The organism is Vibrio sp. 10N.261.52.A1 (assembly GCF_002876325.1).
Classification (GTDB): domain Bacteria; phylum Pseudomonadota; class Gammaproteobacteria; order Enterobacterales; family Vibrionaceae; genus Vibrio; species Vibrio chagasii.
This window is the reverse complement of sequence record NZ_MCYD01000825.1, coordinates 13,286-39,100: the sequence shown is the minus strand read 5'-3', so window position 1 is coordinate 39,100 and position 25,815 is coordinate 13,286. Positions and strand designations below refer to the sequence as shown.

At 47.6% G+C, this 25,815-nt stretch carries 22 protein-coding genes; 19 read left to right on the top strand and 3 right to left on the bottom strand.

Annotation, left to right across the window (positions count from 1 at the left end; all coding sequences use genetic code 11):
• Positions 1 to 5: 5 nt before the first annotated feature.
• The 9 genes from BCT81_RS17465 (at position 6) to BCT81_RS17425 (ending at position 10,319) form a co-directional block, all read left to right on the top strand.
• Positions 6 to 662, top strand: a complete 657-nt coding sequence (locus BCT81_RS17465) for a PFL_4703 family integrating conjugative element protein (RefSeq protein WP_102425270.1) — start codon at positions 6 to 8, stop codon at positions 660 to 662.
• Positions 659 to 1,549, top strand: a complete 891-nt coding sequence (locus BCT81_RS17460; protein WP_102425269.1) for a TIGR03749 family integrating conjugative element protein — start codon at positions 659 to 661, stop codon at positions 1,547 to 1,549. The genes BCT81_RS17465 and BCT81_RS17460 overlap by 4 nt, the downstream gene beginning before the upstream one ends.
• Positions 1,549 to 3,009 (top strand): TIGR03752 family integrating conjugative element protein, encoded by a 1,461-nt coding sequence (locus BCT81_RS17455; RefSeq protein WP_102425268.1) that lies wholly within the window; start codon positions 1,549 to 1,551, stop codon positions 3,007 to 3,009. Before BCT81_RS17460 ends, BCT81_RS17455 begins: the two co-directional genes overlap by 1 nt.
• Positions 2,996 to 3,436, top strand: coding sequence for a TIGR03751 family conjugal transfer lipoprotein (locus BCT81_RS17450; protein ID WP_102425267.1), 441 nt, complete (start codon positions 2,996 to 2,998; stop codon positions 3,434 to 3,436). Before BCT81_RS17455 ends, BCT81_RS17450 begins: the two co-directional genes overlap by 14 nt.
• Positions 3,436 to 6,162, top strand: coding sequence for a conjugative transfer ATPase (locus tag BCT81_RS17445; protein ID WP_102425266.1), 2,727 nt, complete (start codon positions 3,436 to 3,438; stop codon positions 6,160 to 6,162). Before BCT81_RS17450 ends, BCT81_RS17445 begins: the two co-directional genes overlap by 1 nt.
• A gap of 1 nt (position 6,163) precedes the next feature.
• On the top strand, positions 6,164 to 7,135 hold the full coding sequence (locus tag BCT81_RS17440) for a TIGR03756 family integrating conjugative element protein (RefSeq protein ID WP_102425265.1): 972 nt from the start codon (positions 6,164 to 6,166) through the stop codon (positions 7,133 to 7,135).
• Positions 7,135 to 8,442, top strand: a complete 1,308-nt coding sequence (locus BCT81_RS17435; RefSeq protein WP_102425264.1) for an integrating conjugative element protein — start codon at positions 7,135 to 7,137, stop codon at positions 8,440 to 8,442. The genes BCT81_RS17440 and BCT81_RS17435 overlap by 1 nt, the downstream gene beginning before the upstream one ends.
• 3 nt (positions 8,443 to 8,445) lie before the next feature.
• The gene (locus BCT81_RS17430) at positions 8,446 to 8,730 is read left to right on the top strand and encodes a hypothetical protein (RefSeq protein ID WP_102425263.1); all 285 of its coding nucleotides are present in this window, start codon (positions 8,446 to 8,448) and stop codon (positions 8,728 to 8,730) included.
• Between the two features lie 62 nt (positions 8,731 to 8,792).
• The gene (locus tag BCT81_RS17425) at positions 8,793 to 10,319 is read left to right on the top strand and encodes a conjugal transfer protein TraG N-terminal domain-containing protein (protein WP_241908229.1); all 1,527 of its coding nucleotides are present in this window, start codon (positions 8,793 to 8,795) and stop codon (positions 10,317 to 10,319) included.
• A 27-nt stretch (positions 10,320 to 10,346) separates the two neighbouring features.
• On the opposite strand, the gene BCT81_RS17420 is transcribed toward BCT81_RS17425, so the two are convergent.
• A complete protein-coding gene (locus BCT81_RS17420; protein WP_102300508.1) occupies positions 10,347 to 10,559 on the bottom strand; it encodes a hypothetical protein in 213 nt (70 codons plus the stop codon).
• Between the two features lie 195 nt (positions 10,560 to 10,754).
• Here BCT81_RS17420 and BCT81_RS17415 point away from each other — a divergent pair, with 195 nt between their 5' ends.
• Positions 10,755 to 11,342: a hypothetical protein gene (locus tag BCT81_RS17415; protein ID WP_241906801.1), complete on the top strand. Its 588-nt coding sequence runs from the start codon at positions 10,755 to 10,757 to the stop codon at positions 11,340 to 11,342.
• A 292-nt stretch (positions 11,343 to 11,634) separates the two neighbouring features.
• Here the strand turns inward: BCT81_RS17415 and BCT81_RS17410 are convergent, their stop codons facing one another.
• Together BCT81_RS17410 and ltrA are read right to left on the bottom strand one after the other, a co-directional pair.
• Positions 11,635 to 12,114 (bottom strand): hypothetical protein, encoded by a 480-nt coding sequence (locus BCT81_RS17410; protein ID WP_102300507.1) that lies wholly within the window; start codon positions 12,112 to 12,114, stop codon positions 11,635 to 11,637.
• A 380-nt stretch (positions 12,115 to 12,494) separates the two neighbouring features.
• On the bottom strand, positions 12,495 to 13,967 hold the full coding sequence (gene ltrA, locus BCT81_RS17400; RefSeq protein WP_102425261.1) for a group II intron reverse transcriptase/maturase: 1,473 nt from the start codon (positions 13,965 to 13,967) through the stop codon (positions 12,495 to 12,497).
• 727 nt (positions 13,968 to 14,694) lie between these two features.
• Between ltrA and BCT81_RS17395 the strand changes: the two genes are divergently transcribed.
• From BCT81_RS17395 to BCT81_RS17355, 9 genes are all read left to right on the top strand, one after another.
• Positions 14,695 to 15,249 (top strand): tyrosine-type recombinase/integrase, encoded by a 555-nt coding sequence (locus BCT81_RS17395; RefSeq protein WP_102300504.1) that lies wholly within the window; start codon positions 14,695 to 14,697, stop codon positions 15,247 to 15,249.
• A gap of 189 nt (positions 15,250 to 15,438) precedes the next feature.
• Positions 15,439 to 15,843: a DUF6088 family protein gene (locus tag BCT81_RS17390; RefSeq protein WP_102300503.1), complete on the top strand. Its 405-nt coding sequence runs from the start codon at positions 15,439 to 15,441 to the stop codon at positions 15,841 to 15,843.
• Positions 15,844 to 15,845: 2 nt separating this feature from the next.
• The gene (locus tag BCT81_RS17385; protein WP_102300502.1) at positions 15,846 to 16,802 is read left to right on the top strand and encodes a nucleotidyl transferase AbiEii/AbiGii toxin family protein; all 957 of its coding nucleotides are present in this window, start codon (positions 15,846 to 15,848) and stop codon (positions 16,800 to 16,802) included.
• A complete protein-coding gene (locus BCT81_RS17380; protein ID WP_102425260.1) occupies positions 16,795 to 19,404 on the top strand; it encodes a type I restriction-modification system subunit M in 2,610 nt (869 codons plus the stop codon). The genes BCT81_RS17385 and BCT81_RS17380 overlap by 8 nt, the downstream gene beginning before the upstream one ends.
• Positions 19,397 to 20,632 (top strand): restriction endonuclease subunit S, encoded by a 1,236-nt coding sequence (locus BCT81_RS17375; protein ID WP_102300500.1) that lies wholly within the window; start codon positions 19,397 to 19,399, stop codon positions 20,630 to 20,632. Before BCT81_RS17380 ends, BCT81_RS17375 begins: the two co-directional genes overlap by 8 nt.
• Before the next feature lie 161 nt (positions 20,633 to 20,793).
• Positions 20,794 to 23,910: an HsdR family type I site-specific deoxyribonuclease gene (locus tag BCT81_RS17370; protein WP_102425259.1), complete on the top strand. Its 3,117-nt coding sequence runs from the start codon at positions 20,794 to 20,796 to the stop codon at positions 23,908 to 23,910.
• A gap of 665 nt (positions 23,911 to 24,575) precedes the next feature.
• Entirely contained in the window at positions 24,576 to 24,878 is a 303-nt protein-coding gene (locus BCT81_RS17365) for a hypothetical protein (RefSeq protein WP_102425258.1), read from the top strand.
• A 56-nt stretch (positions 24,879 to 24,934) separates the two neighbouring features.
• On the top strand, positions 24,935 to 25,258 hold the full coding sequence (locus tag BCT81_RS17360; protein WP_198596917.1) for a hypothetical protein: 324 nt from the start codon (positions 24,935 to 24,937) through the stop codon (positions 25,256 to 25,258).
• Between the two features lie 285 nt (positions 25,259 to 25,543).
• Positions 25,544 to 25,813 carry an Lpp/OprI family alanine-zipper lipoprotein gene (locus BCT81_RS17355; RefSeq protein WP_102425257.1) on the top strand — a complete coding sequence of 90 codons (270 nt, stop codon included), beginning with the start codon at positions 25,544 to 25,546 and terminating at the stop codon, positions 25,811 to 25,813.
• Positions 25,814 to 25,815: the final 2 nt, after the last annotated feature.

Genomic DNA, 25,815 nt, shown 5'->3' with positions numbered 1-25,815 from the left:
AAAACATGAGTCAACCACCGAAAAGTCGATTTCGCGCCTCATTGGCGGGGCGAGACAGTCACATCCGGTCGCTACGCAGCGCGCTCGTTATGATGAGCGCCCTCGCACTGGTCACCACATGGGGCTGGTATCAAGCCGGGCAAGACATCACGGTGCATACGCCGCCGGACTTAAGCTCAGGCTCATCACGTCCGTGGTGGGAGGTGCCTAAGCCCAATGTGTATGACTTTGCCGTCAATCTATTTGGACTGATTAACCGATGGCCCAGCGATGGCAATCAGCAATACAGCGAGAACCTGCATCGTTACACCGATTACCTGACGCCCAGCTGCAAAAAGGTCTTAACACAAGACTTTCAAAACAAACGGCGCACAGGGGAGTTGTCGGGGCGAGAGCGCAGTCTAGCGCCTATTCCCGGTTACGGCTTTTCAGATTGGCGCGTCACCACGCACAGCCGTGATAGTTGGACAGTACAAGCCGATTTAGAACTCAAAGAGTACGTGGATGGCACCTTAGTCAAACATAACTTCATTCGCTGGCCACTGCGCATTGTGCGTTACGACATTGACGCTGAGCGCAACCCTTGGAAGCTCGCCATTGATTGTTTTGATGGCCCAGCAAGAGAAATTCAATTCAATGAAGCACAGGAGAAAGAGCAATGATGCGAACGCTGATGAAAAGACATGGGGAACTGTGGTTGATACTGCTGCTGAGTCTGATGACTCATACCAATGCTCATGCCAGTACGCCTCGCGCCATGGAGTGGCAGGGCGTCCCGCTGCAAGTGGTGCTCACGCCAGGGCAAGAGACCATTTTGGCATTAGGCAGCGACGTGCGCGTCGCGCAACCGGCGCACTTAACACCTTACCTGTCCGTAGCCTCGCTGGCAGGGCGAATTTACCTCACAGCCACCGAGCCTTTTGATTCAACTCGCCTTCAAGTGATGCGCCTGAGTGATGGACTGCGCTTAATGCTCGATGTCAGCGCCAAAGCGGGCGTGGTCACCCCGCCGCAGGTTGACATTGTATTGCCAGGCAGTAAGGAAGAGGGCAATGACCGCCAGAATGGCGCCTTGAGTGGTTCCTCGACCCAGCGAAGCAGCGAGTCACATCGTTCACATTTGAAGATGGCACCGCAAGCCCTGTTGGTGCGCTATGCCATGCAAAGTCTTTACAGTCCATCGCACGCCATTGAGCCTTTGCCCGGTGTGGTGCGAGCGCCGATGGGACTGCCTCATGACATTAGCCTGAGCGCGTTCAGTCAGTGGCGAGTAAGCGCCAGACCCATTGCGGCTTGGCAATTGGGCGAGCAGGTGGTGACGGCCGTCAGCCTAAACAATAAGGCATCAAAGCGTGAAACCCTCGACCCACGACTTGTCACCCTCAGCCCTCGCTGCTTTGCACTGCGCTGCGCGGTCAGTTTTTCCCATCCTGAAATCGGGCCTGCAGGCTCACCCACAGCTCAAGCGACGGCGTTTATTGTCACGCTAGGGCCATTGGCTGGGCACCTGCTGCCTAGCCATTCACTTAGCCATGGAGGGGAGCAGTGATGTTAAATAAAGGAAACCCCGTCATACGACTGGCGGCGCTTATCGGCGCGACCGGCTTTATCGCCATACTGGTCATTGCAGTATTAAAGCCGTCAGACATCGAAGCTAATGTTGAGCCCACCGAAGACACGACTCCGGTCAGCGTGACGACGTCACAAACCCAGGCTCAAGTGCTGCAGGCGTTTGATGACAGCCCAACCGACACCATTCGAACGCTCAATGCCGCGTACTCAAAAAGTGAAGCCGAAAAAAAAGCCCTCTCGGACGCGTTAAAGCAAACGCAGCTTCAGGTTGAACATCAACAAACCCAAAACAGTGAGCAGGTGAAAGCCCTTGAAACCCAATTAAGTCAGCTCACTCAAAGGCTCAACTCATCATTAAGTACGATTGAAGAGAAAGTCAGTCAAAGCCGAGACCACCTCAAGGTGCGTCAAGCCCCAGTGCGTGAGGTGATAGACGTCTCTTATGACGACCTTGGCATTGATTCAGGACGACAGGGACTGGCCGTGGGCACGGCGCCGGGCGGCTATCACCCATCCGGTAAGGGGGCCACTCAAGACGACTGGGTTTGGACCGAGCCGCTGGATGCAACTCAAGACAAAAAAGGCAACTGGGTAACCCCTGCCACCCAAGCGGTCAAAAACGCACTGGGCGCAGCAGATGACGCGTTTACCAGCCAAACCGGTCGATTTGATGCCAATCAACAAGACGGAATGCCAGTGTACACCCTACATCGCGGCACTATGCTGGCCGATGCAGTCAGCATGACCGCACTGATGGGGCGCATTCCCTTGAACGGCCAAGTCACCGACCCTTATCCGTTTTCGATGATTCTAGGGCGTAAGAACCTGATGGCGAGTGGGTTTACCCTGCCGGATGTGCAAGGGGCTATCGTGACGGGCACGGTCACCGGCGACTGGAGTTTGTCTTGTGTGCGCGGTGTGGTCGAATCCATCGACTTTATTCGCGCCGATGGCTCGATACTCTCTTACCCAGAAGGCGAGGAAGCCGTGGATTCGGGTTTCGATGGCTCATCAATTAAAACCACTGACTTAGGTTTTTTGGCCGACCCCAACGGCAACCCATGCCTAACCGGGGAGCGCATCTCGAATGCACCTGAATACCTCACCACCAAAGGATTGCTTGACGCGGCCTCGGCAGCGGCCAATGCGGTGGCGATTTCACAACAGACCATTTCGGTCGATGGCTCAACCAGTACCTCAGCCTTGACGGGCAATGCGGCGAAAAACGCTGCAGCAGAATCAGCCGCCGCCTTCACGGGCACCGTTTCAGAGTTTATTGAGGCGCGCATGGGCTCAAGCTTTGATGTGGTGTACACCCCGCCCGGTACTAAGGCCAGTATTCACCTTCGAAAACCCGTGACACTGCGCGCCCCAGCGATACCCGTTCGCGTGCGTTACGACACTCAAACCCAAGGAGCGACGTATGAATTACCGTAACCTTATCAGCGCATTGAGCCTGCTCGGATTACTGGGCTGCTCAACGTCGCAAGACGACACTTTACCGAACCCTCAAACCAACTCCGAGCAAGTGTGGCAAAACCAAATGTCGGGCGGCGGTCAAGGTGTGGGGCAAGGCGTGGGGCAAGGCGGTGATGCGCTTAGCCAAACGCAAGGCGAGCTGCGCGTGCCTCTTGATATGACGACATTGGCGCAGCGCCAAAGCGACTACACCCGAGACAGCTGGCGTGAAGCGACCAACGTTTTTCCAAGACTGCCCAATCCCGATGTGGTGCTCTATGTTCTGCCGCATCAATCGGGCGCGCTGCCGGTGCCTGGATACAGCACCGTCTTTCCCTTGTATGAGCGCGTGCATTACGCCGCGCCCCAGGACAGTCCGGCTAATCTGCCCAAGGAGCGTTGGTAATGTTGAAAAAAATGCGTCATGCCATCACCCACTTTTTTACCGAAGGCAAAGAGTTGGAAGCCCCAGCCATCGATTACAGCGTACCGCCGTCGTTTGCGGCCAAACTGCCTTGGATTGAAATCAGCGATAAAGGTCTGGTGCAACTGGAAGACGGTCGTTCGATGGGTCTGTTTTTTGACATTACGCCGCTGGTTACGGAAGACAAAACACAAGCGCAGCTTGAGCGGGTGGTCTCAAGTGTCGCCCACACCCTCACCGCCTTGATTGACGAAGACAATCCATGGGTGGTGCAGTTGTTTGCCCGTGATGTCGACCGATTTGACGATGCGCACGAGACGTTACTCAACAGTGCGCGCGTCGATGATGCATTCACCCGCGCCGTGCTCGATGAAGACCGCCGCCATTTCGACCTAATAGGACGAGAGCAAGGTATCTTTGCGGTGGACGGTCGCCCATGGCGCGCCCGCGAGCGCCAGGTTCGTCTCGCCATTTATCGCTGGCTCCCCGAAGACGCCAGTGAAGCGCTGCAAAAAACCAACCTTCGCACCTTAAAGAGTCTTAGGCGCCGCCTGTTATCCCCGAGCACATTCAAAGATTTAGGGGTGGGCATCAAGGCCAGCTCAGGCGAGAGTATCCACGCTTGGCTCAGCCCCTTTTTTAATCCCTCTGGCATTGCGGGCGAAACCCTGCGTTATCGCCCGCCACGCAGCTTTATTGACCAAGATTTCTCCGAGCGACTGCTAAGAAGCGGGGTGCGCTCAGACGTTGAAAACGGCTTATGGTGGTTTGAGGGGGAGAAACCCATCGCCACGCGCGTGATGGAGCTCGACAATTGGGACAATGAGACCTTTTTAGCGGGCGCCGTATTTGGGGAGGTCATCGGGGATGAAGCCATCGACAAAGGCGAAAAGCGCCCACAACACGTCCTGTTCGATGAGTTGCCCACCGGCACCATGATGGCCATGACCTTAGTCGCGCAAAGTAAGGCGCAGGCCAGAGCGCGCCTTCGCACCGTTCGAGAAGCGGCGGTGGGGGAAGAAACGGAATTAGAAGTCATTCGAGATACCTGCGACAGCTTTACCACCCTAGTTGAAAAGCATCCACTGTGGCGCGGTCAACTGGCGTTCTACGTGCAAGGGGAGAGCGTCAGTGAAATAGAAGGCCGCACAGAGTCGCTGCGCGCAATATTCAACAATCGCGATCTGTCGCTGCGCTTTGTCAAAAACAGCGACCAAGAGTCCCCACTGGACAGTTACCTTCGCTGGCTGCCGATGAACTACCATCCTGAGCACGACGACAAACTGTGGTACTGCGGCTGGGTGTGGCTGGAAGATATGCTCTCGCTCTCTCCTTTGTTTGGCCGCGCAACCGGCACCGGTAGTGAAGCTTTCCAATTTTTCAACCGAGGCGGAGAGCTCTTCGGCGTCGATCCGCTGAGAGACCAACTCTCTAATGCGCACCTCAATCTATTTGGGCCCTCTGGCTCAGGCAAATCCGCGACCTTAGTGGGCATGTGTTTACGCCTGCTGGCGATTCATCGCCCAAGGCTGTTCATCATCGAAGCCGGCAACAGTTTTGGGTTGCTGGGACAGTACTGTGAACGTTTGGGGCTATCGGTCAACCGCGTTCAGGTGAGAGCTCATTCTAAAGGCCTTATGGCGCCGTTTGCCGATGCCAAACACTTGGTCGGCCAAGCCGTGCCTCACGTCAGTGACGAGAAAGCGTTGGACATTGAACATCTTAATGACAGCGATTCGCCAGACGATGAAGCGCGGGACATCTTAGGCGAGCTGGAAATCATGGCACGGCTGATGATCACCGGGGGTGAGCTGCGCGAGATGGACGATTATCGCCGCGCCGACTCGTCGATGGTGCGTGATGCAATTAAAGAAGCCGCAGAGCATTGCCATCCCACGGGCGAGCAAGTGCGCCCAGAGCACATCAAAGACGCGCTAGAGCGTTTTAGTCAAGATCCTAATAGACCTGAGCCCCGCCAAGCACGCGCACGCCTAATGAGCGAAGCGATGGCCTTTTTCTGCGATGGTCTAGAAGGGCAAATCTTCAACCAAGAAGCCGAGCACTGGCCCGAAGCGGATGTGACCATCATTGACCTAGGCCTCTACGCAAAAACCGGGTATGAAGCGCAAATGGCCGCCGCGTACATCTCTTTGATTAACCGCATCAACGGGATTGCTGAGCGTGACCAATACTCAGGGCGTGACATTGTCACCCTAACCGATGAAGCGCACCTGATTGTCACCAATGAGCTACTCGCGCCTTACGCCGTCAAAATCGTCAAGATGTGGCGAAAACTCAGTGCGTGGTTTTGGTTGGCGACGCAAGATTTGGCCGATTTTCCGGCCATTGCCCGCAAGATGCTCAACAACGCTGAGTGGTGGGTGATGCTCAACATGCCAGAGGACGAACTCAGTCACCTTGAATCGTTTAAAAAACTCTCCGAGGCCGAGAAAAATCTCATTCGCTCGATGCAATCGGAAAAGCACAAGTACAAAGAAGGCGTCATCACCGGGATGGACAACACACTAATGCAGCGCTTTTGCATTGTCCCGCCTGCGCTCTACCTGGCACTGGGTGAAACCGATGGTCCAGCGAAAAGAAAACGCCAAACCCTCATGGACTTGCACGGCATCAGTGAGCTCGATGCGGCGCTGCTCAAGGCCAAAGACATCGAACAAGCCCGGCTTGACTATCTGGGAGAGGAATAAGATGAGCCTCACCTTACTCATACACAAATCACTCAAGCGAGGGCTAGGTTTGAGCATTCTAGGCTCATGTCTGTGCGCGACCTCTGCCATAAGTCAGGAGGTCACCACCGCCGAGGTCATCGCCAGCGCAGCCTGCCCGGAGTGCCTGGATTACGAAGTGATTGGGGCGTGCGTGTGGATGACCTGCACCCCGGCGGGATGCTCCACCGACACCTCAATTAAGGTCAAACACCGTTTGCCCGATTTTGTGGTGATGAGCTACCCCGAAACCGGTGAGGCGCCTTGGCAAGACACCGCTTGGATGTCACCAGACAATGCCTATTCAGAGAACGGCGGCCACAGCGCGCGTCGCAGCGTGCAAGGCCTAGATAACACCTCGATGCGTTTTTACAACAGCGACGTCATCGGCCACCCAGGCGGGCAGACGATTTTCTCACTGCTCGCAAGTTTTGGTTACTCACTCTCAAGTCAAGCGATGCCGCTCATGCCGCATTATTTATCAAGCCTTGATCCGCTCGGTTGGCGCTACAACCTGCCAGACATGCTGTCCACTCAAACGTGGAACCCACTGACCGATACGCTCAGTAATTTTGGGGATGTCTATCCGCGTGGCGGCTTTGTCTTGCAGCGCCATTCGTTTAAAGCCGCTGCGCTGACCGCCTTTCGCGCGCTGCATGTGGTGACCCGAATGGGCGAAGGCCGTGTGTATCAACCTTTCGTTCCAACGCCGCACCCAGGCTTTTGGCCACCGGGTCCCGTTAAACCCAATAACGAAGAGACCGCTTGGCAAATGCTGTCGCCGATAGCGCAAACCGATGCGTCTGTTTGGCCACAGTTCGATGACAGCTTCACGCCTTACGACCCTTACGCGCCGCACATCGCCTCAGACGACCAGTACGTCTGGGCGGCGTGGCGCCTATACAAAGGCTGCCAGCGTCGTGGTAGCACGCTGATTGCCCACTTTGGAGAATAATGATGACCAAGACTTGGCCGCTCAAAGCGGCATTACTGCTCCCCCTATTGATGAGCGCCAGCGCGCACAGTTCGATAGGCACGAACGTGAACCTTAAAGCAGACAACGACAGTGTTCTTCACTACACCTTAGGCGGCGGGCCGGTCATCGCACTGCCCGCCAGACAAGAGCGCATCAGCCCCACCGCCCTTGGCGTCGGTTGGGACATGAACCTGCAGTGCGGGATGTTAGACCCATCGGTCACTGTTGAAAATCAGCTCAACGGTGTCACGGAAGGCTTTCAGGACATGATGGGCGATATGCTCACCAATGCCACCTCGGCGGTACTGAGCCTGCCAGGCTACTACCTGCAGAAAAAAGACCCTGGGCTTTACGATTTGATGACCAACGGCGTACTGCAAGGCAAATTCGATTTTGATGACGCCAGCAGTTCGTGTGAGGCCATGGTCGATACCATGGGCGAAATGAACACCGATAAGGCTTACGCCACACTTGCCCGTGCCCAGGCGTGGACCAACGCCGTAAAAAGTGGCGACGCCGTCAGAGCCAAACAAGAAGTGCAAGACGATATGGGCGATTCTGGGGTGACCTGGGTGGGCGGCGCCAAATACGGCGGTCGCAACCAACCGGCCATCAACGCCACCACGGATGCGACGCGCGCCGGCTTCACCTTATTGTCTGATGAATCGCAAAAAGAAAGCCACCAAGGCCTTTATCGCTATTGGGACAGTGAAGAGACAATGAGTGAGTGGGTGTCTCAAGTGATTGGTAGCCAGTCGGTACAAACCGGCATGGACAAAAGCCGAACCGAGGCCACGCCAGGGATTGGCCTGTCTCAAGAGGTAACGGAAGTGAGCACCACGTTAGAAAGTGAGCTTCGAGGCGCCATCGCAGAGAGCAAAGAGACCGAGCACTTTCCCAAAACGCTGATAGAAGCACTTACCGAGCGAGAAGTGGACAACAACACCGTATCGCGCATTGCCAGTGAGCTCGCACTCTCTCAAGCGATTGAAAAAGCCCTGTACGCCCGCCGCGCGCTGCTGACGGGCAAGTACGAAGTCAATATTGCTCAGCACGCCACGGCGCAAAAAGACATCGACAACTCAATTGCTCGCCTTGAGCGCGAGATTGACATGCTGCGCTACGAAGCCGAGGTCAGACAACAAATAGGCACCCGCACCGCCCAAGCGGTGGTGGATGACTACCGCTACCAAAGACCACAAGTTATCCCGCAAACACCCAAATCCGACTCGGTCTTTTTAGACAAAGACCGATATGACAACTCTTATGACAAGGATGGAGAATAATATATGAACACCTCAACAGCCCGACCTCAAAACCGGTGGCGCCGAAGTCGCCACGTCATCACACTGCTTTTGTGCTTGCTCGTCGCCAGCGCACTGGCTTTTTCACTGGACGGGGACACGCTATCAAGCAGCGCATACGCCTGGTATATGGTCGCACTGCGCATAGTCATCTACGGCCTCGCGCTGTGGCGCGCTAAGCGCTACGCCTTTGGTATCGCGCTTGCCCTCATGCTCAACGAACTCATCTTACTCACCCAATACGTCGATTTAGGAGCCTTCTCATGGTAGTCAACGATCCGCTTTCCGTCTTACTGACGCTGACCAGCTGGCAAATCTCCGGCAAAATCTTCATGATATTGAATCAAACCGGACTGATTGTCTTTATGTTGGCCGTCATTGTGTTCCAAGTGTGGTTTGATGTCGCTCAAGAGGGCGAAGACGAGGGCAACAAAGGCCTACTGAGCATGAACCGCACCGAGGTCAAACTGATGTTGGCCGGATTAGTGTGCTTTTTTGCAGTGATACCCTTGTACCCGGTTAACGTCAACACGCTCGTCATGGACCAAAATGCCAGTGAATCGTGCGGCGTGGGTATCAGCAGCGGCGCAACCCACAGTGACCAAAGCTCGTTAAATGGGGAATTAGTTCATGCCCCGATATGGTGGGTGCTCTGGCACAGTATTTCGCAAGGCCTGACCAACGCGGCGGTCTCCTCAGTACCGTGTCACTACGATGTCGAGCGCAGCATGCTAAAACTCTCTCAAATTGACATTAAGAGTGAGCAACTCAGGCAGGAAACCCAAGACTTCTACGAGCAGTGTTATACGCGAGCGCGCCTGATGATGAAGGCGGCCGCGCGTAAAGAGCGAGTCACTCAAAACGACTTTGATAATGCAAATTGGATTGGGGGGTCATACTTCCTTGGCTATAATTTGGCCGCGCCAGAGACCACCTATAATGGCTTACAAGCTGAAAACATCGTATTCAACTTCCCGTATAACGCAGAGCGAGACGACCCGGTGCAACAGAAGTATCGCCGAACAGCGGTTGATACCAGCGCGGCGTACCCAATGTGTGATGAATGGTGGGACAGTACTCAAGGCGGTCGCAGTGATGGCCAACGCGCCGGCTTGTTGTGGCGCTTGTTCAATCACATTGAAGACACCAACCCTGAATTGATTCATGACGTGTTGGACTATGATGGCTTCTTCTCAAAAATCATGGGCTCTGAAGTCACACCGGCCGATAAGGCGAACATGCTGGTTCAGCGCGTGTTGAGTGTTGAAAATCAATCGACCAGTGGACGCATTGTTCGTGGCTATGGCCAGGTGCTTGATAAGTCCCTCGATCACCAAGTCAGAGAAGTATGGAATAGCGCGGCTGGCTGGGCAGGATTACAAATTGGTCATATCTTCACCGGTCCCGCTTACTTCATTGTGCGAGAAGCGATGCCGATGCTGCAGTCTTTGCTGCTCATTGTGGTGGTGATTGCGAGTCCGATTGTCTTAACGGTCAGCAACTATTCGATGATGACGCTGATGTCGTTGTCACTCTCTTATACAGGGTTGTTGTTCTTGACGTTTTGGTGGGAGTTGTGTCGAAGTCTGGACAGTAAGCTGTTGGAGGCGGTGTATTCCATGCATGACAACTTTAATCCGATAACCGGCACGATCAACAGCATGGATGATTCGATATTAGCGTTTGTGATGATCACGTTTTACGTGGTAGTGCCCGCGATATGGTTTGGGGTACTGGGTTACGCCAGTTATCGCGTGAATGGGGTGTCGATGGATAGTGCTATGACCAAGATAAGTCAAGCAACACAAGAAGGAACAAAAACGCTACGAGGATATACAGGCAAAGTTTTGAATAAATAAATGAATATAGCGCTATTTACTTAAGTATTAGTAATAGCGCTCTTCTTCCATCAAACGTTCTTCTTCCATTACTTCTTCCGTTGCGATTGCTGACGCCGATAAAAACGCCCCTAAGTGTTGACTTAATGAACTATGATGGCCATCACACGACACTGATTTGTAACTCAGTGCTTCTGCATGTAGACGATCACCTTTCTCATCTCGGTATGCCTGACGCCATTTTTTCAGGAATGCTAACATTTCAGCCTCTTTTGACTCAATACGGTTAAATTACCATCAGATTACGCCTTTATGCAGACGGTTGCAAATCGAATATTAAGCTTGACTTATTTTCACACAGGTTACGCCCAATTTTTGTGGATAAGTGTTTTAATGTGTTATAAAAACATAATGTTAAGTTGGAATTCGACGAAAAAACGGAAGGCTAAGTCAACTATGGCAACGAAAATTCACTATGATATTCAGCAAGTTAAAGTTAAAAGCGATAAAGAAAGCGCTCGACTGACCAGTCAGTGGGATCAGGCTCTACAAATCTGTCGTGACAAACCACTCGGAGAGGTCGCGAGAGCAAGATTAGCGTTTAACCTTGTCGATTACATCACAAGTGAAGACCTGCCTTTTCGCTTACTTATCACCCGTGCACCACAAGCCATAGCTATCATCGGTGAAGAAACCCGAGTGTATAAAGAACATCGCATCATTAATGGTAAACAAAGCGGGATGATTTACGCCAAAAGCGAACAAATGTTGCCAAGAGAAATCATCTATACGAATGAGTTTGTGGCAACCCGCTACGTTGATGGGATAAAAACACCACTATCAGGCACTTCTCTCGTTGATTGCCTCAAGGCTGGAGAGGTCATAACACCACTCGATGGCATTCTGTTTTTAGGCTGTAAGCGCATCGCCAGTGACATAGCGCGCCTTAAAAAACTCGAACCAACCATGAACATCGAAATGAAGCGCATCGAAGTATCAGACAGCTTCACAGGCACGACAAGGAAAATGGCAAGTTACGAATGAATATCGAGGGGTCTGTTATTGCCTTATTCGTCGTGTTTCGTGAGTCTCAAAAATAGTTGTCTTGCATTCTGCAGGTAGGCATACACCAACATAATATTGTTATAGGCGGCTTCTCACATCCTTGTACGTCCCTATAGCTGTACTCAATGCGCTCACTTTAACCCACAGCTCGAAAAGCCGCACAAGTCATTGTGCAAAATCCAATGAACCCTTCGCAAGCACCAATATCATTGATATCGCGACATTGCTGAGGCACTCGCAAATACTGCACAACTGACTGATAATTTAAAGATTAACGGTCAATAATTTCAACTCTGGTACTTTGCCGTAAGATCAGAAAAATGTCGGGTAAGCGGTGCCCAAGCTTTTGCAAGTGCATAACCATCTTAGACTTATGATGCTCGTCTTTCGTCATATCATGCCCAAAATGCACGATTTTACAAAGCAGGGCTTGTTCTGTGTGATTAAAGTTTAACGTCAACTTAAGTAACGCCCGCTCTATCTGACGATAATTATAGGGCTTTGTTGACAGGGTTCTCGCTATGACACTCAACCCTAGATGCATAGCCATCATTTTATCAAGCTCACGCTGTATATCAGAACTGTCATCGATGCGGTCCTGATCATAGAAAGGGATTAAGTAGAGATAAAAGTGAGCAGGTTTGACATCGACTATCAAACGCTGGCGAACCGCCAACGACGAGGCGTTAGGATGGCGCTCTAGAATACGCTCAATACGGCGCCTTAACTGGATATCATTGTGTTGACTCATCACGCCTCAAATCAGGGAGTTACGATAAAACTATCTTGCCACACCCCATCTTGCGCTTGACCATTTTTTTATGATATGCGTCGTATAATGACAAGCACAAATGATAAAAACCTATTGATAATAAAGACATTTACCATAATAAAAATCACTCTTCCTTATACGTGACATGCCAGCTTTCGCAATAAGAGCAGGAGGGGAAAGCAAGGGAGCATAACCACAAAATGACTTGGTGGTCGTAAGATTTAGAGTATTTGATTTAAATGATGTCTGTCGGGTGGACGACACTTGTTACCAAGTGCCGTCTCCCTAAGAACCCAGCGTGCAACTTTCACTGCACTAGGCTCAAGCCTCTACAAAGGCATCAAATGATACCCAGCAACTTATAAAGCAGTGAGAGCAGGTTCAATCCAAGAATTACGAGCTGGCCTTTTGTGTTTCCTCTTTCCCAAGTATTCTTGGTATTGAGGGTCGAAAGGTGTCGCTGCGCTTCGGATCTTCACATGTCTTTCTATCGGCACTGTAGCTACCTGGAAAAGATTAAACTGGCAATCCATATCCTTTATCTTCTGCCAACCGTGAAACTGCCATTGGCCTTTTCGGTTGATGAAGTATTTCAAGGCGATCCAAGTTCTAGATTTTGTTGGATGTCGCCTTTTAGCCCAATGCCATAACGCATGAAATAGTTTGTGACCGACATAACTGAATACCTGTTTAGCTACGCAGTGGCGATAATAGTTCGACCACCCTCTAAGCTTTGGGTTAATCAGTTTAATAAGGTCGTTCACCGGTAGGGTAACGTGCTTTTTGATGAATCCGCGCAAGTTACTTAGGAACGTCAATGTGTTGGCCTTGCTCGGTTTGATGAGCAGCTTTCCTTTGTACTTCCTATGGTTGAACCCAAGGAAGTCAAAACCGTCGTTGATGTGAGTAATGTGCGTTTTCTCTTCGGATAACGTTAAGCCTCGAACCGCTAAGAAGTCAGCAATCAGTGGTTTGATATCGTTCTCCAACACTTCCTTTGAAGCGCAGGTGACAACGAAATCGTCGGCATATCCAATAAAGTTAGCTCTTGCGCCTTTCTTAAGCGCGGTAGACTTAATGCACTGTTCGAGACCCGATAACGTCATCAACATCAAGGTGGGGGATATAATCCCGCCTTGAGGCGTGCCTTCGTCGGTGTCGTAAAACAGCCCTTTGTCTACAAAGCCTGACTTTAGCCATTGCTCCAACATCCGTTTATCGATGGCGATGTTATCCATCAGCCACTGATGCCCGATTTTGTCGAAGCAAGCTTTGATATCTCCTTCAAGAACCCATTGTGCTGACCGTTTTTGACTCAAACATATAAAACACTGACTGACAGCGTCAGCTGTGCTGCGATTTGGTCTAAAACCATAGCTGTTAGGATCGGCAAGCGTTTCGGACACAGGTTCTAACGCTAGAAGATGGAGAGCTTGTTGGGCTCTATCAATCATGCATGGAATACCCAGTGGCCTGAGCTTACCGTTCTTTTTGGGGATGTAGATACGCTTGAGTGGTTTCGCTTGATAAGCTTTCCGACTCAGTTGATTTACTGCTTTCATACGACGCGTGTCTGTGTTCCAGACAACGCCGTCTATTCCAGGCGTTTTACTGCCTTTATTTTGAGAGACTCGCTTAACAGCAAGAAGTTTTGCTGAGCGAGAGTGAGTCAGTATCCACTGCAATGCTTTTGCTTTGCCGTGCTTACCGTCTCTAGTTGCCTTTGCGATACGCATTTGAAGCTTTAAGACGTTCGCCTCTACGGCTTTCCAGTTAATGGATTGCCACTGTGCACTGTCAGAAGATGCACTAATCTCATTCGAAATCATCATTTGCTTTTCTTCCTTAATAAAGTTCCTCAAACTCTCTCGCAACGAGAGACCAGTTGGAAGTGGGCTCACTTTCGTGATCAGACACAGGTCTGTATCTGCATCGTTACAATGCAGCCTTCGCTTTTTCCAACCTCCTCTACCTGCATCACTATAGGCCACAGAGGCTTTCCCATAGGGAGTGATACAGGCTTACCCTGTTCCGTATGCAACGCAATGGTAGGTTAGGTGCCCGCTATAATGCGAAGAGCGTGTCGATCACGAAAGAGCATGGGGCAATCTCTTTCCTACTCTTAGTGCCTTTTGGCGACAGCGTAAAAACCACTTCCGCTGCTTCCTAATATAACGCATCTTATGCGGATTCACGTTTGTTCACCATACTACCTGCCTAGCACTCACCCGATTTATGTGGTTATCAGGAGGAGCCTTCTCTCGCGATTTAGCTCCCGACAAAATAGTTTCTTGTCTTCGTTACATTGTCAGAGCCGCTACTTAATTCAGGCTCCTAGGCTCATCTGGTGATACAGATGGTCCATTCTTAACGCGATGGACAGCGCTGCATACGACCTCATGTCGCACGCCCCTTTATTGGTTAGATCAAATACTCCAACTAGTAAATCAGCACCCTCGTTGATGAATACACAACTGCATACCCATGCAATCTCACACTTCCAATCTCCAACTAAAATTAATAAGGTCACTTCTAATGTCATACAGGAGGAGGTCAATTATGTGGACGAAGAAAGGTCATTTAACAGGGCAGAAAAAGCCATTTAAGATCGAAGATATCTGGCGAATTCGAACTGGCCTAGAAATTGATGGCAACATCAAAGAGCTGGCGTTATTGAATATCGCTATCGATTGTAAATTACGTTCATGTGATCTGTTGAGAATGAAAGTTCGATATATTTCGTCAGGTGGTGTCATTCAGAACAGAGTTCTTTACCAACAAAGTAATACGGAACGTGAGGTTCAATTTGAAATAACTTCGCGTACAGCGCAATCATTAACACAATGGTTGATGCAAAGTGGTTTATCTGCGTCTGATTATATCTTCCCTAGCCCTCGTAAGGAGGGCAAGCCTATGAGCTATAGCTGCTATGACTCTTATCTATATGGAACCCACTCAATGCGAAGAACTAAGGCGACTTTAATCTATGCACGAACAAAAAACATTCGTGCCGTTCAGTTACTGCTTGGACATGCTAAGTTGGACAATACAATTCGTTATCTGGGTGTCGAAATGGAAGATGCACTAACTATATCTGAGGACATCGAGGTCTAACCTAGGTGACTAATCATCCAGCTTGAGTGTCACCATTGCATTGATATGAATTATTTTATTAAAAACAAATGTTTACTTTTATCTTTGAGGTTTAATATGCAGTATTTACGATAGCCTCTATGCCGTATTTATTCCTATTGATGTCGTGTTGAGTTATACTAAACCACTGTAAACTGTTAGGAGGTTCAAATGATAGCTGTCGATAGTATTTGCCAAAAGATAAAACGCTCAAGACGCTATGTCTTTGAGCGTAAAGATTTTGATGGTGTGGCAAGTTACGACCAAATTGGACGCGCTCTAAGACAGTTGGTTAACCAAGGTGAATTACTGAAGATCGGTTACGGTTTGTATACCAAAGCAAAACTAAATAGCCTCACGGGTAAACCTATGCCAACCAACCCAGGCGGTAGTGACGCGCTTATGCGTGAAATCCTAAAAATGAAAGGCGTTGATTTCGAGATGGATAGTCTATCTTTGCAAAGCCTCTCAGGTGAAAGCACTCAAATACCATCATCCGTTCATTATTCATGGAATCCTAAGCAGTTTAATCGCAAGCTGGTAGTAGGTAATCGAGTACTGAATTCACCGAGTTAACGATGAAAAAACTAAAACAACAATTCCTTGAGGTTTCCGATGCTTTAGCGCTAGGAAACCCAGCCATTATTGAAAAAGATTACTGGGTTGTTGCTCTGCTTGCTGAGCTAGAAAAACTTACCTTTGAAACTCACCAATTAGTTTTTGCAGGTGGTACGGCATTAGCCAAATCTAATGTCAAAATCCTACGGATGTCAGAAGACGTTGATATTAAACTGATCCCAAGTAAAGAGTTTGATGCGTTGAGTCGTGGTAAAAAGAAAACCGCACGTAAAATGCTTATCGAGCAAATAGAGCAGGCGATTGCGCGATCTCAGCAATTTACAGTTGAAAGCCGACTTGTTCGTGATGAATACCGTTATGTGGAGTATGAACTTAAATATCCACAACAATTCAACCAAGCTCCATGCTTGCGACCAATCATCAAATTAGAGCTGATGGAAACTATTCCGCTTCTAGAAGTAGAAGACCGAGGAATTCAATCGTTAGTTGCAGAGCTTTATAAGCAACCACAAGAGGTCAGCGCATTCGCTTGTGTTTCTGTTTACGCAACATTAGTGGAGAAAGTACTTTCTATGTTACGTCGTACTATGTTGGTTAAGCGTGACACCGAACGTAAAGATGATGTCACGTTGGTCCGTCATATCTACGACGTTCATTGCATTGATACAGCGCAGACGCTAGATATTGACTCACTAACCTCATTATTTCTCACAGTATTGAAAGAAGATATCGACCGCTTTGGTAACCAGCATGCTGAGTTTGTCGCTGCCCCTATTAAGGAGCTACGCTTTGGCTTAAAAGAGCTAGAAAACAACCCGATTTTCCGCCAACGCTTTCAAGACTTTGTTACGCCAATGGTGTTTAACACCGAACCCCATGATTTTGATACCTGCTTTGCCTCATTTAAACGCATCGCCGAATCATTGATTAAAACAATTAGAGTAGATAATGAATAAACAACAACTTGCCGCCAAAATTTGGGAATCGGCAAACCAAATGCGTTCTAAAATTGAAGCGAACGACTACAAAGATTACATCTTGGGTTTTATCTTTTATAAGTTCTTGTCAGATAAGCAAGTTCAGTTTCTTATCAATAACGAATTCGATGAACAATCAATCAAAGAACTCAACGAGCAAGACGAAGACACCCTGAATTATGTACGAAATGAGATTGGCTACTTCATCGCCTACGACAATCTGTTTTCTACTTGGGTAGAAGACGGACAAGATTTCGACATTGCCTACGTTCGTGATGCATTATCAGCGTTTGGTCGCTTGATTAACCCTGCCCATAAAGATCTGTTTGAGGGCATCTTTAACACGCTAGAGACTGGCCTTAGTAAGTTAGGGGAAAATGCCGCATCACAAACTAAAGCGGCGAGAAGCTTGATCCACTTGATCAACGACATCCCAATGAAAGGCAAGCAAGACTATGATGTACTCGGATTTATCTACGAATACTTAATCAGCCAATTTGCTGCTAACGCGGGGAAAAAAGCCGGCGAATTTTATACGCCTCACGAAGTCTCGGTACTGATGTCAGAGATCATGGCTGACCACCTTAAGGACCGAGAAAAAATTCAAATTTACGATCCAACCAGTGGCTCAGGCTCGTTGCTGATCAACATCGGTCAATCGGTAGAAAATCGTCTAGGTGGTGAGAATAACATTCGTTATTTTGCCCAAGAGCTCAAGAAAAATACCTACAACTTAACCCGTATGAACCTATTTATGCGTGGGATTTTGCCTAACGACATCATCACCCGCAATGCAGATACGCTAGAAGATGACTGGCCAATTGATAGCAATAAAACCCATGAGCCGCTGCGAGTGGATGCCGTCGTTTCAAACCCGCCTTATTCACAAAAGTGGGACCCGGAGTTTAAAGATAAAGATCCGCGTTATTCGCCATTTGGCCTTGCGCCAAAAACCAAAGCGGATTACGCCTTCTTGCTGCATGACCTATACCACCTAAAACCCGATGGCATCATGACCATTGTATTGCCTCATGGGGTACTGTTCCGTGGGGGGGATGAAGGTAAAATTCGTGAAAACCTAATAGAAAAGAACCACATTGACGCCATTATCGGGCTGCCTGCCAATGTTTTCTTTGGTACGGGTATTCCCACTATTGTTTTGGTGCTCAAGCAAACCCGAAACAACGATGACGTACTCATCATTGATGCCTCAAAAGGCTTCGTTAAAGAAGGAAAAAACAACAAGCTACGTGCCTGCGACATCAAGCGCATTGTGGATACCGTGGTTAGCCGCCAATCTCAGCCAAAATTTTCTGCACTGGTCAACCGACAGACGATCCGAGAGAACGGTTACAACCTGAACATTCCACGTTATGTCGACTCATCTGATGAGGCTGAAAGCTGGGATATCTACGCATCTATGTTCGGGGGTATCCCCAACAGCGAACTTGCGGCGTTAAGCCCCTATTGGCAGGCAATGCCAAGCCTTAAAGCGAGCTTATTTACTGCAACTTCTAGCGAATACTCCGCACTGAGCGTGGAAGATGTGAAAGCAGCCATCACCGCCCATGAGGACACCCAACGGTTTAACGGCCAATATAAACAGGCGTTCGGCGACTTTGAAGCCTACCTAAAGCAAAGTTTGATCACCGAGTTATTACAGGTAAAACGTTCGCGACAGCGAGGTATTATCAGTGATGAGATCTTCCGCCGTTTGCAAGGCATTGCCTTGATTGACAAATACGACGCCTATCAAGTGCTGGATGACAGATGGCAGCAGCTTGGGGCAGATTTAGAGATGATCCAAACCGAAGGCATGGACACCTGTAAAAAGGTGGAGCCTAAGATGGTTACCAAAAAACAGAAAGGCAAAGAGGTACAAGTACAAGAAGGCTGGATTGGTCGTATCTTTCCTTTTGAGTTAGTTGAGAAAACCTACTTTAAGGAAGAGTTAAAACACATTCAAACCATCAGCGAACGTCTGCAAACCATTAATACCGAGATTGAAGAACTTTTTAATGGCTTGAGTGAAGACGATAAAGAGTCCGCTTGCGTCAATGAAGATAAAACGGCTTTTGTGAATGGTGAACTAAACAAAGAAGTGAAGCAAATCAAAGCTGATAAAAAGCGTGGTGAAACCTTTGCTAAAGACGGCTTTGAGAACACATTGTTAGCCGTTTCAAAGCTGAAAAGTGAAGAAAAAACGCTGAAAAAGAGCCTTAAAACTGCAGATGAAACCTTGCTAGAAGCGAATAAGAAAAAGATCACTGAATTGACTAAATCAGAAATCGAGCACCTACTGCTACTTAAATGGGTGCAACCCATCGTACATTCATTAGCACAGTTGCCACAACAGCTCATCCAACGCTTAACTAATAAATTGCAAGCGTTAGCAGACAAATACGCCCAAACCTATCGCGATATAGCCAATGAAACCCAGCAAGTCGATCAGCAACTAGCTGAAATGATGGGTGAGCTACAAGGGAGTGATTTCGATATGCAGGGCATAAAAGTGTTACAGCGCTTTTTGCAATGCCCACAAGAGCAAGATGAAGCAGTGGAAGGTGGCCAGCATGAGTAAAGCAAAAGTGGCCTTACCTGCTGTGCGGTTCGAAGGGTTTAGTGGTGAGTGGAACTATAAAAAATTAGCAACTGAAGTCGATTTCTTTAGTGGTTTGACTTATTCACCTCAGAACACTGTCAAAACAAATGGGACTTTAGTTTTACGGTCCTCAAATGTTAAAGGCGGGCAAATTGACTTTAAAGATTGTGTTTATGTGAAAAATAGCGTGGTAAATTCCGATAATCTCCAAAAGGGTGATATTGCTGTCGTTGTTCGAAATGGCTCAAGAGCTTTGATCGGAAAACATGCAATGGTAACTAAGTCAATGCCGAGTACTGTAATCGGCGCGTTTATGACGGGGATTAGAGCCAAACAACCAAATTTTATTAATGCGTTATTAGATACCGCACTTTTTAAAAAGGCAGTGGAAAAAAACCTTGGGGCTACAATTAACCAAATAACTAACGGTGCGTTCAAAGAGATGGATTTTAATTTCCCTATCTCAACAAATGAACAAACCAAAATCGGCAGTTTCTTCCAAGATGTCGACAAGCAGCTCAAGCTACACCAAGACAAGCTCGCCAAGCTGCAACAGCTAAAAAAAGCCATGCTGGGTAAAATGTTCCCTAAAGCTGGACAGACGGTGCCTGAACTGCGTTTTGCTGGGTTTAGTGAGAAATGGGAAGTTGAGCCTTTGGGAACAAATGCCAGCTTTAACAAAGGAAAGGGGTTTACAAAAGGCGACTTGAATACGTTTGGAGTCCCTATCGTGCTGTATGGTCGTTTATATACCAATTATCAAACAATCATCACAGAGGTCGATACATTTGTTAGCTCTGAGAGCAAAGGTATTATGAGTAAAGGAAGAGAGGTCATCGTACCTGCGTCAGGGGAAAGTGCGGAAGATATTGCTCGTGCTTCAGCGGTTTTACAACCTAATGTAATACTGGGTGGAGACTTAAATATAATTTATCCAAATAATAAAATTCTACCTAGCTTTTTGGCACTCATCATAACTTATAGTTGTTGTCAGGCTGAGCTAGCGAAAAAAGCTCAAGGAAAATCAGTTGTTCATGTTAGAAATAGTGACATAAAAGATTTACTTGTTCCTATGCCTACTATAAAAGAACAAACCAAAATCGCTGAGTATTTCCAAAACCTTGACCGTTTGATCAACCTACAACAGCAGCAGATAGATAAGCTGAAAAATCTGAAACAGGCGTATCTGGCAAAGATGTTTGTGTGATGATTTTCATCCATTAAGTTTAATCGCTTGAATCTCAGTGCCCTCACATCAAATCTGGTGTAAGCGCACAAACAGACCAGCATAAAATATATATTTAGCCCCTCGCGTCAACCGCTGCAAATAGACGGCGGATTGCGAGCCAACGTCAGCAAGGACAGGTTGTGACCTACACCAAAGAAGCCTTATTCGAACAGGATGTAATTACCGAACTTTGTAAAAAAGGCTGGGAAGATACTGTTCTAAAAAACCTCACTGAAGCGGATTTACTGCAAAACTGGGCAGATATTCTCTTTCAAAATAACAATAGCATTGATCGCCTCAATAACGCACCGCTAACCGGCAGCGAGATGCAGCAGATTGTTGAACAGATAGCCGCGCTTAAAACGCCTTTAAAGCTCAATGGCTTTATTAACGGTAAAACCGTATCGATAAAGCGGGATAACCCCGACGATGCGCTGCATTATGGCAAAGAGATCAGCCTGCATATCTACGACCGCCAAGAGATCGCGGCGGGTAAGAGTCGGTATCAAATCGTTCAGCAGCCGAGATTTAACCGCAAAAGTGCCGTGCAGCATGACCGCAGAGGCGATCTGCTATTACTGATTAACGGCATGCCTGTCATCCATCTTGAGCTAAAACGTTCCGGGGTACCCGTGATCGAAGCGTGTAACCAGATAGAGAAGTACACCCACGAAGGCCACTTTAGCGCAGGCATTATTGCACTGGTGCAAGTATTTGTGGCGATGACCCCAAACCACAGCCTCTATTTTGCCAACCCTGGCAAAGATGGCCGCTTTAATCACGATTACTACTTCCAATGGGCAGATTTTTCTAACGAGCCGGTGAATCATTGGCATAAAGTGATTACTGATCTGCTTTCTATCCCGATGGCACACCAGTTAATAGGTTTTTACACTGTGGCCGATAATGCTGATGGCGTATTAAAGGTGATGCGCAGCTATCAGTACTATGCCACTAACGCTATTTCCAGCAAGATAAGTGGCCTTGACTGGTCGGTGAAAAACAAAGGTGGTTATATCTGGCACACCACAGGCTCAGGTAAAACCATGACCAGCTTTAAATCCGCGCAGCTTATCGCTAACTCAGGGGATGCCGATAAAGTCGTATTTCTGATGGATCGTATTGAGCTGGGCACCCAGTCGTTGGAAGAGTATCGCAGTTTTGCCGATGCCACGGATGAAGTTCAGGGCACGGAAAATACCCATGTATTAATCACCAAGCTAAAAAGCACCAAGCCTAGCGATTGCCTCATTGTTACCTCTATCCAAAAAATGAGTAACATTCAGGATGAAGGTCAGTTAAAAACCGCCGATATTGAGAAAATTAACCAAAAGCGTATTGCCTTTATTGTTGACGAAGCGCACCGCTCTACCTTTGGCGATATGCTAACTGACATTAAAAAAACATTCCCTAATGCGGTATTTTTTGGCTTTACTGGCACCCCGATTCAGGAAGAAAACCAAAAGAAAGACAGCACGACCAGTACGATTTTTGGCGATGAACTACACCGTTATAGCATTGGCGATGGCATTCGTGACGGCAACGTGCTGGGATTTGATCCCTATAAGGTGATGACCTACAAAGATAGCGATTTACGGAGCGCTGTTGCCCTCGAAAAGGCCAAAGTGAATACACATGCGGAAGTGTTTGGCGATCCAGTAAAAGAAAAAGCTTACGATAAGTACATGGACAGTGCACGAGTGCCCATGGCTACGTCCGAGATTAACGGCAAAACCGTGCGTGGCATTGAGACATTGCTGCCAGCCAGTCAATATGACCGCATCGAGCATAAGCAAAAAGTGATGGATGACATACTGGGCAACTGGACACGATTCAGCCGCGCCAACAAGTTTCATGGTATTTTTGCCACCCATAACATTCCCGAAGCGCTGGAATATTATCGCCTATTTAAGCAACAAGCCCCTCACTTGAAGGTTACAGCTCTGTTTGACCCGAATATTGACAATAAAGGCGGCGCGATAGTAAAAGAGGCCGGCTTAACCGCGATTATTGAAGATTACAATAACACCTACAACACCACTTATACCCTGCCAACCCATGCGCAGTTTAAAAAGGATATCGCGGCACGACTCGCCCATAAAAAGCCTTACCAACACGCAGAGCAGCAACCAGATCAACAATTGCACCTGTTGATTGTCGTTGACCAAATGCTGACGGGGTACGATTCAAAATGGGTAAATACCCTCTATCTGGATAAGACGCTGGAATACGCCAATATCATTCAGGCGTTTTCACGCACTAACCGTCTGTTCGGTTTGGATAAACCTTTCGGGAATATCCGTTATTACCGTAAACCACATACCATGGAGCAGAACATCAATAAAGCGCTCAAGCTTTACTCTGGGGATCGTCCTTTTGGTGTCTTCGTCGATAAGCTGGAAGATAATCTTAATCACCTCAACGAGGTGTTCGCAGACATTGAAGTACTGTTTAACAATGAGCAAATCACGTACTTTGGGCAACTGCCGAAAGACGAGGCTGTTCAAGCTAAGTTTGCGAGCTTATTCAATGAGTTCAATAAGTATTTAGAAGCGGCCAAAGTGCAAGGATTCGACTGGCAGGAAAGCAGCTATCAGTTTGAGGATACGGGCAGTGCGGTAGATGTGGCCTTTACCGAATCGCAGCATCAAACCCTATTGCAGCGCTATAAAGAGCTATCATCTGGTGGTGACGGTGGGGGTAATGAGCCCGCCGTACCTTACGCCATTTTGGGTTATTTGACAGAGCAAAACACGGGGCGAATTGATCATAACTATATGAATGCGCAGTTTTCTAAGTTTCTAAAACAGCTTAGTCAACCCAATGTTACGCCTGAGCAGATGCAACAAACGCGAGATGAGCTACACAAATCTTTTGCGAGTTTAAGTCAAGATGAGCAAAAGCAAGCCCATAAACTGCTTATTGATGTACAAGCAGGTAACTTGATTATCGAATCCGGTAAAACGTTGCAGGACTACATTACTAGGGCGCAAGTAGAAGAAGAAAATGAAGCTTTGCTAATTATTGTCGATGCGTTGGGGCTAGATGAGCAACTGCTAAAATCATTGAAAACTGGTCAAGTTACAGCGGCAAACCTCAATAATTTTGGGCGCTTTGACACGCTGAAAGCCAGTGTCGATAAAGCCAAGGCAAAGGCTTACTTGGAAGCAAAGTTAGATAAAACGTTACCACCACCTAAGGTGAACATCGAACTGGATAAGCTTCTAAGAGAGTTTGTTTTACAAAAAGAAGATTAAAGTACAATCCCATATGATTTTTATGCAAAAAAACAGCCTATAAAATCACAGCATTTGTTGGTGGAAAAATAAAACCCGAGTTAACATATTTACTCGGGTTTTTACTCTAACTGATAATTGTCCATTTATTGAGAATTGTTAGTTGCCAATAATCACCTAGTTTCATATAATCATACGCGCATACTTCGCTTGAAATATTTTAATACCTACTTTGCCCACTCTCATCCAGTCTGACAGTGGGCTTTTTTTACCTTGCCATACCAGTATTATTCATTAATTGCTAATTTAGGAAAGTCACAGACTCATTTTCAGATTTTGTACAATTTCCTTTGGCATTGAAGAGTGGCCAATGTGTAAACAAGCGTCACGTATGGGCGGGAGATGGTTCGTAAAGTAGGCGCGCCTTAGCTTGCATAAGAACAAACTAAGACGCGAACGCATCATTGAGTACTAAGGCTTAAATAATACGATGCGCATTCAAAATGTAACTGAAAAAATCGGACAATTCCAGACCTACTAAAATTCAATTGCCATCAACCCTCTGTGCCCCTTTTGCGAATGCCTGAGACTTTGACTTGAGAGCCCCAGGATGGAGCAAATACGCTCAATTGAAATCGGTTGATTTGACACCATGTAAAGAGTTCTGTATCTATAATTGACTCATAATGACCAAAAATAAAGGCAGCTCCATTCCCAATAAATGTAATCTAGTCTCATTGCAAGACTTAGCCCGCTGGAATCAAGATAAGCGAATAGGGCGACGTACAAAACACAATAAAGAGAATGTTGTCAATCAACAGTACTACGTACCACAAAACCGTCTAGAGCAAGCTCTAGTGGATTATGCGTCTGGTCAGTTTCGATTTAAAAAAGAGGTCGCTAAAAAGTACAAAATGTCAGCACAAACCTTGGTTCGTCATGCCAATCTTCGGGGGATCAGTTTCATTAAAAAAGACGCAGAGGACTAAATTGAAACCAAATAAGCCCTAGTAAATCTATTTTAATATCAATACGAAAGAGTGCTATGCCTTTCCCTAAAGATACAAACGAAACGTTTATTAAAAAAGCCATTAAGCAATGGGGCAACCGTTACGACTACTCTCTTGTTCAGTATGTGAACAGTCGAACGCCTGTTATTATTCTTTGTAACAAGCATCAGCAAGTGTTTGAACAAACCCCTAAAGCCCATTTTGCAGCGAAACGCCATTGCTGCCCACTGTGTTATCAAGAGGTGGTGGGAAGTTACCAAAATGAGTGGCGATTACAGAATAAGTCAACCTCAATTGAACCCAATTTAGGTAAATTGACACCCATAATAGAGAGTATCTTTCGTGATATTGAGTCATAGGCTAAGTGACACATAATATCTTGACAATTCTGAAGTACTCCATAGTTTGTTAATGTCCGGTTTTATGAAACGAATTTTTGTTCCTAAACGTTTAAAGTTATAACTTTAAGTTGATGTGTGTAAACACAAGTCCAACTTACGTCTCCTTGGTGCAGACGTAAGTTACGTTAATTCATTGTTATTTTTAACGTTTCATTCTACTAATCGATTGAGTTTCAAGTACAATTGACCTCACCGATGATCTTACATCGGTTTTGATACTGACTTATATTCAAGGATTTATATATGAACAAAATGTTAATAGCAGCAGCTGCCTCTTCTGTATTTCTACTTGCTGGTTGTTCTTCGGGCCCAGATGAAGAAACCATTACCAAGATGAACGCTCTAAACGATCAAGTAAGCCAGCTAAACCAAGATGTACAAGCCCTGAAGGACGAGAAAGCAACACTAACCTCTGAAGCTCAGCGAGCTAAAAGCACCGCAGAAGTCGCTCAAGAAGAAGCGGCTCGCGCAAACGAGCGAATCGACAACATAGCACAGTCTTACACTAAATAATT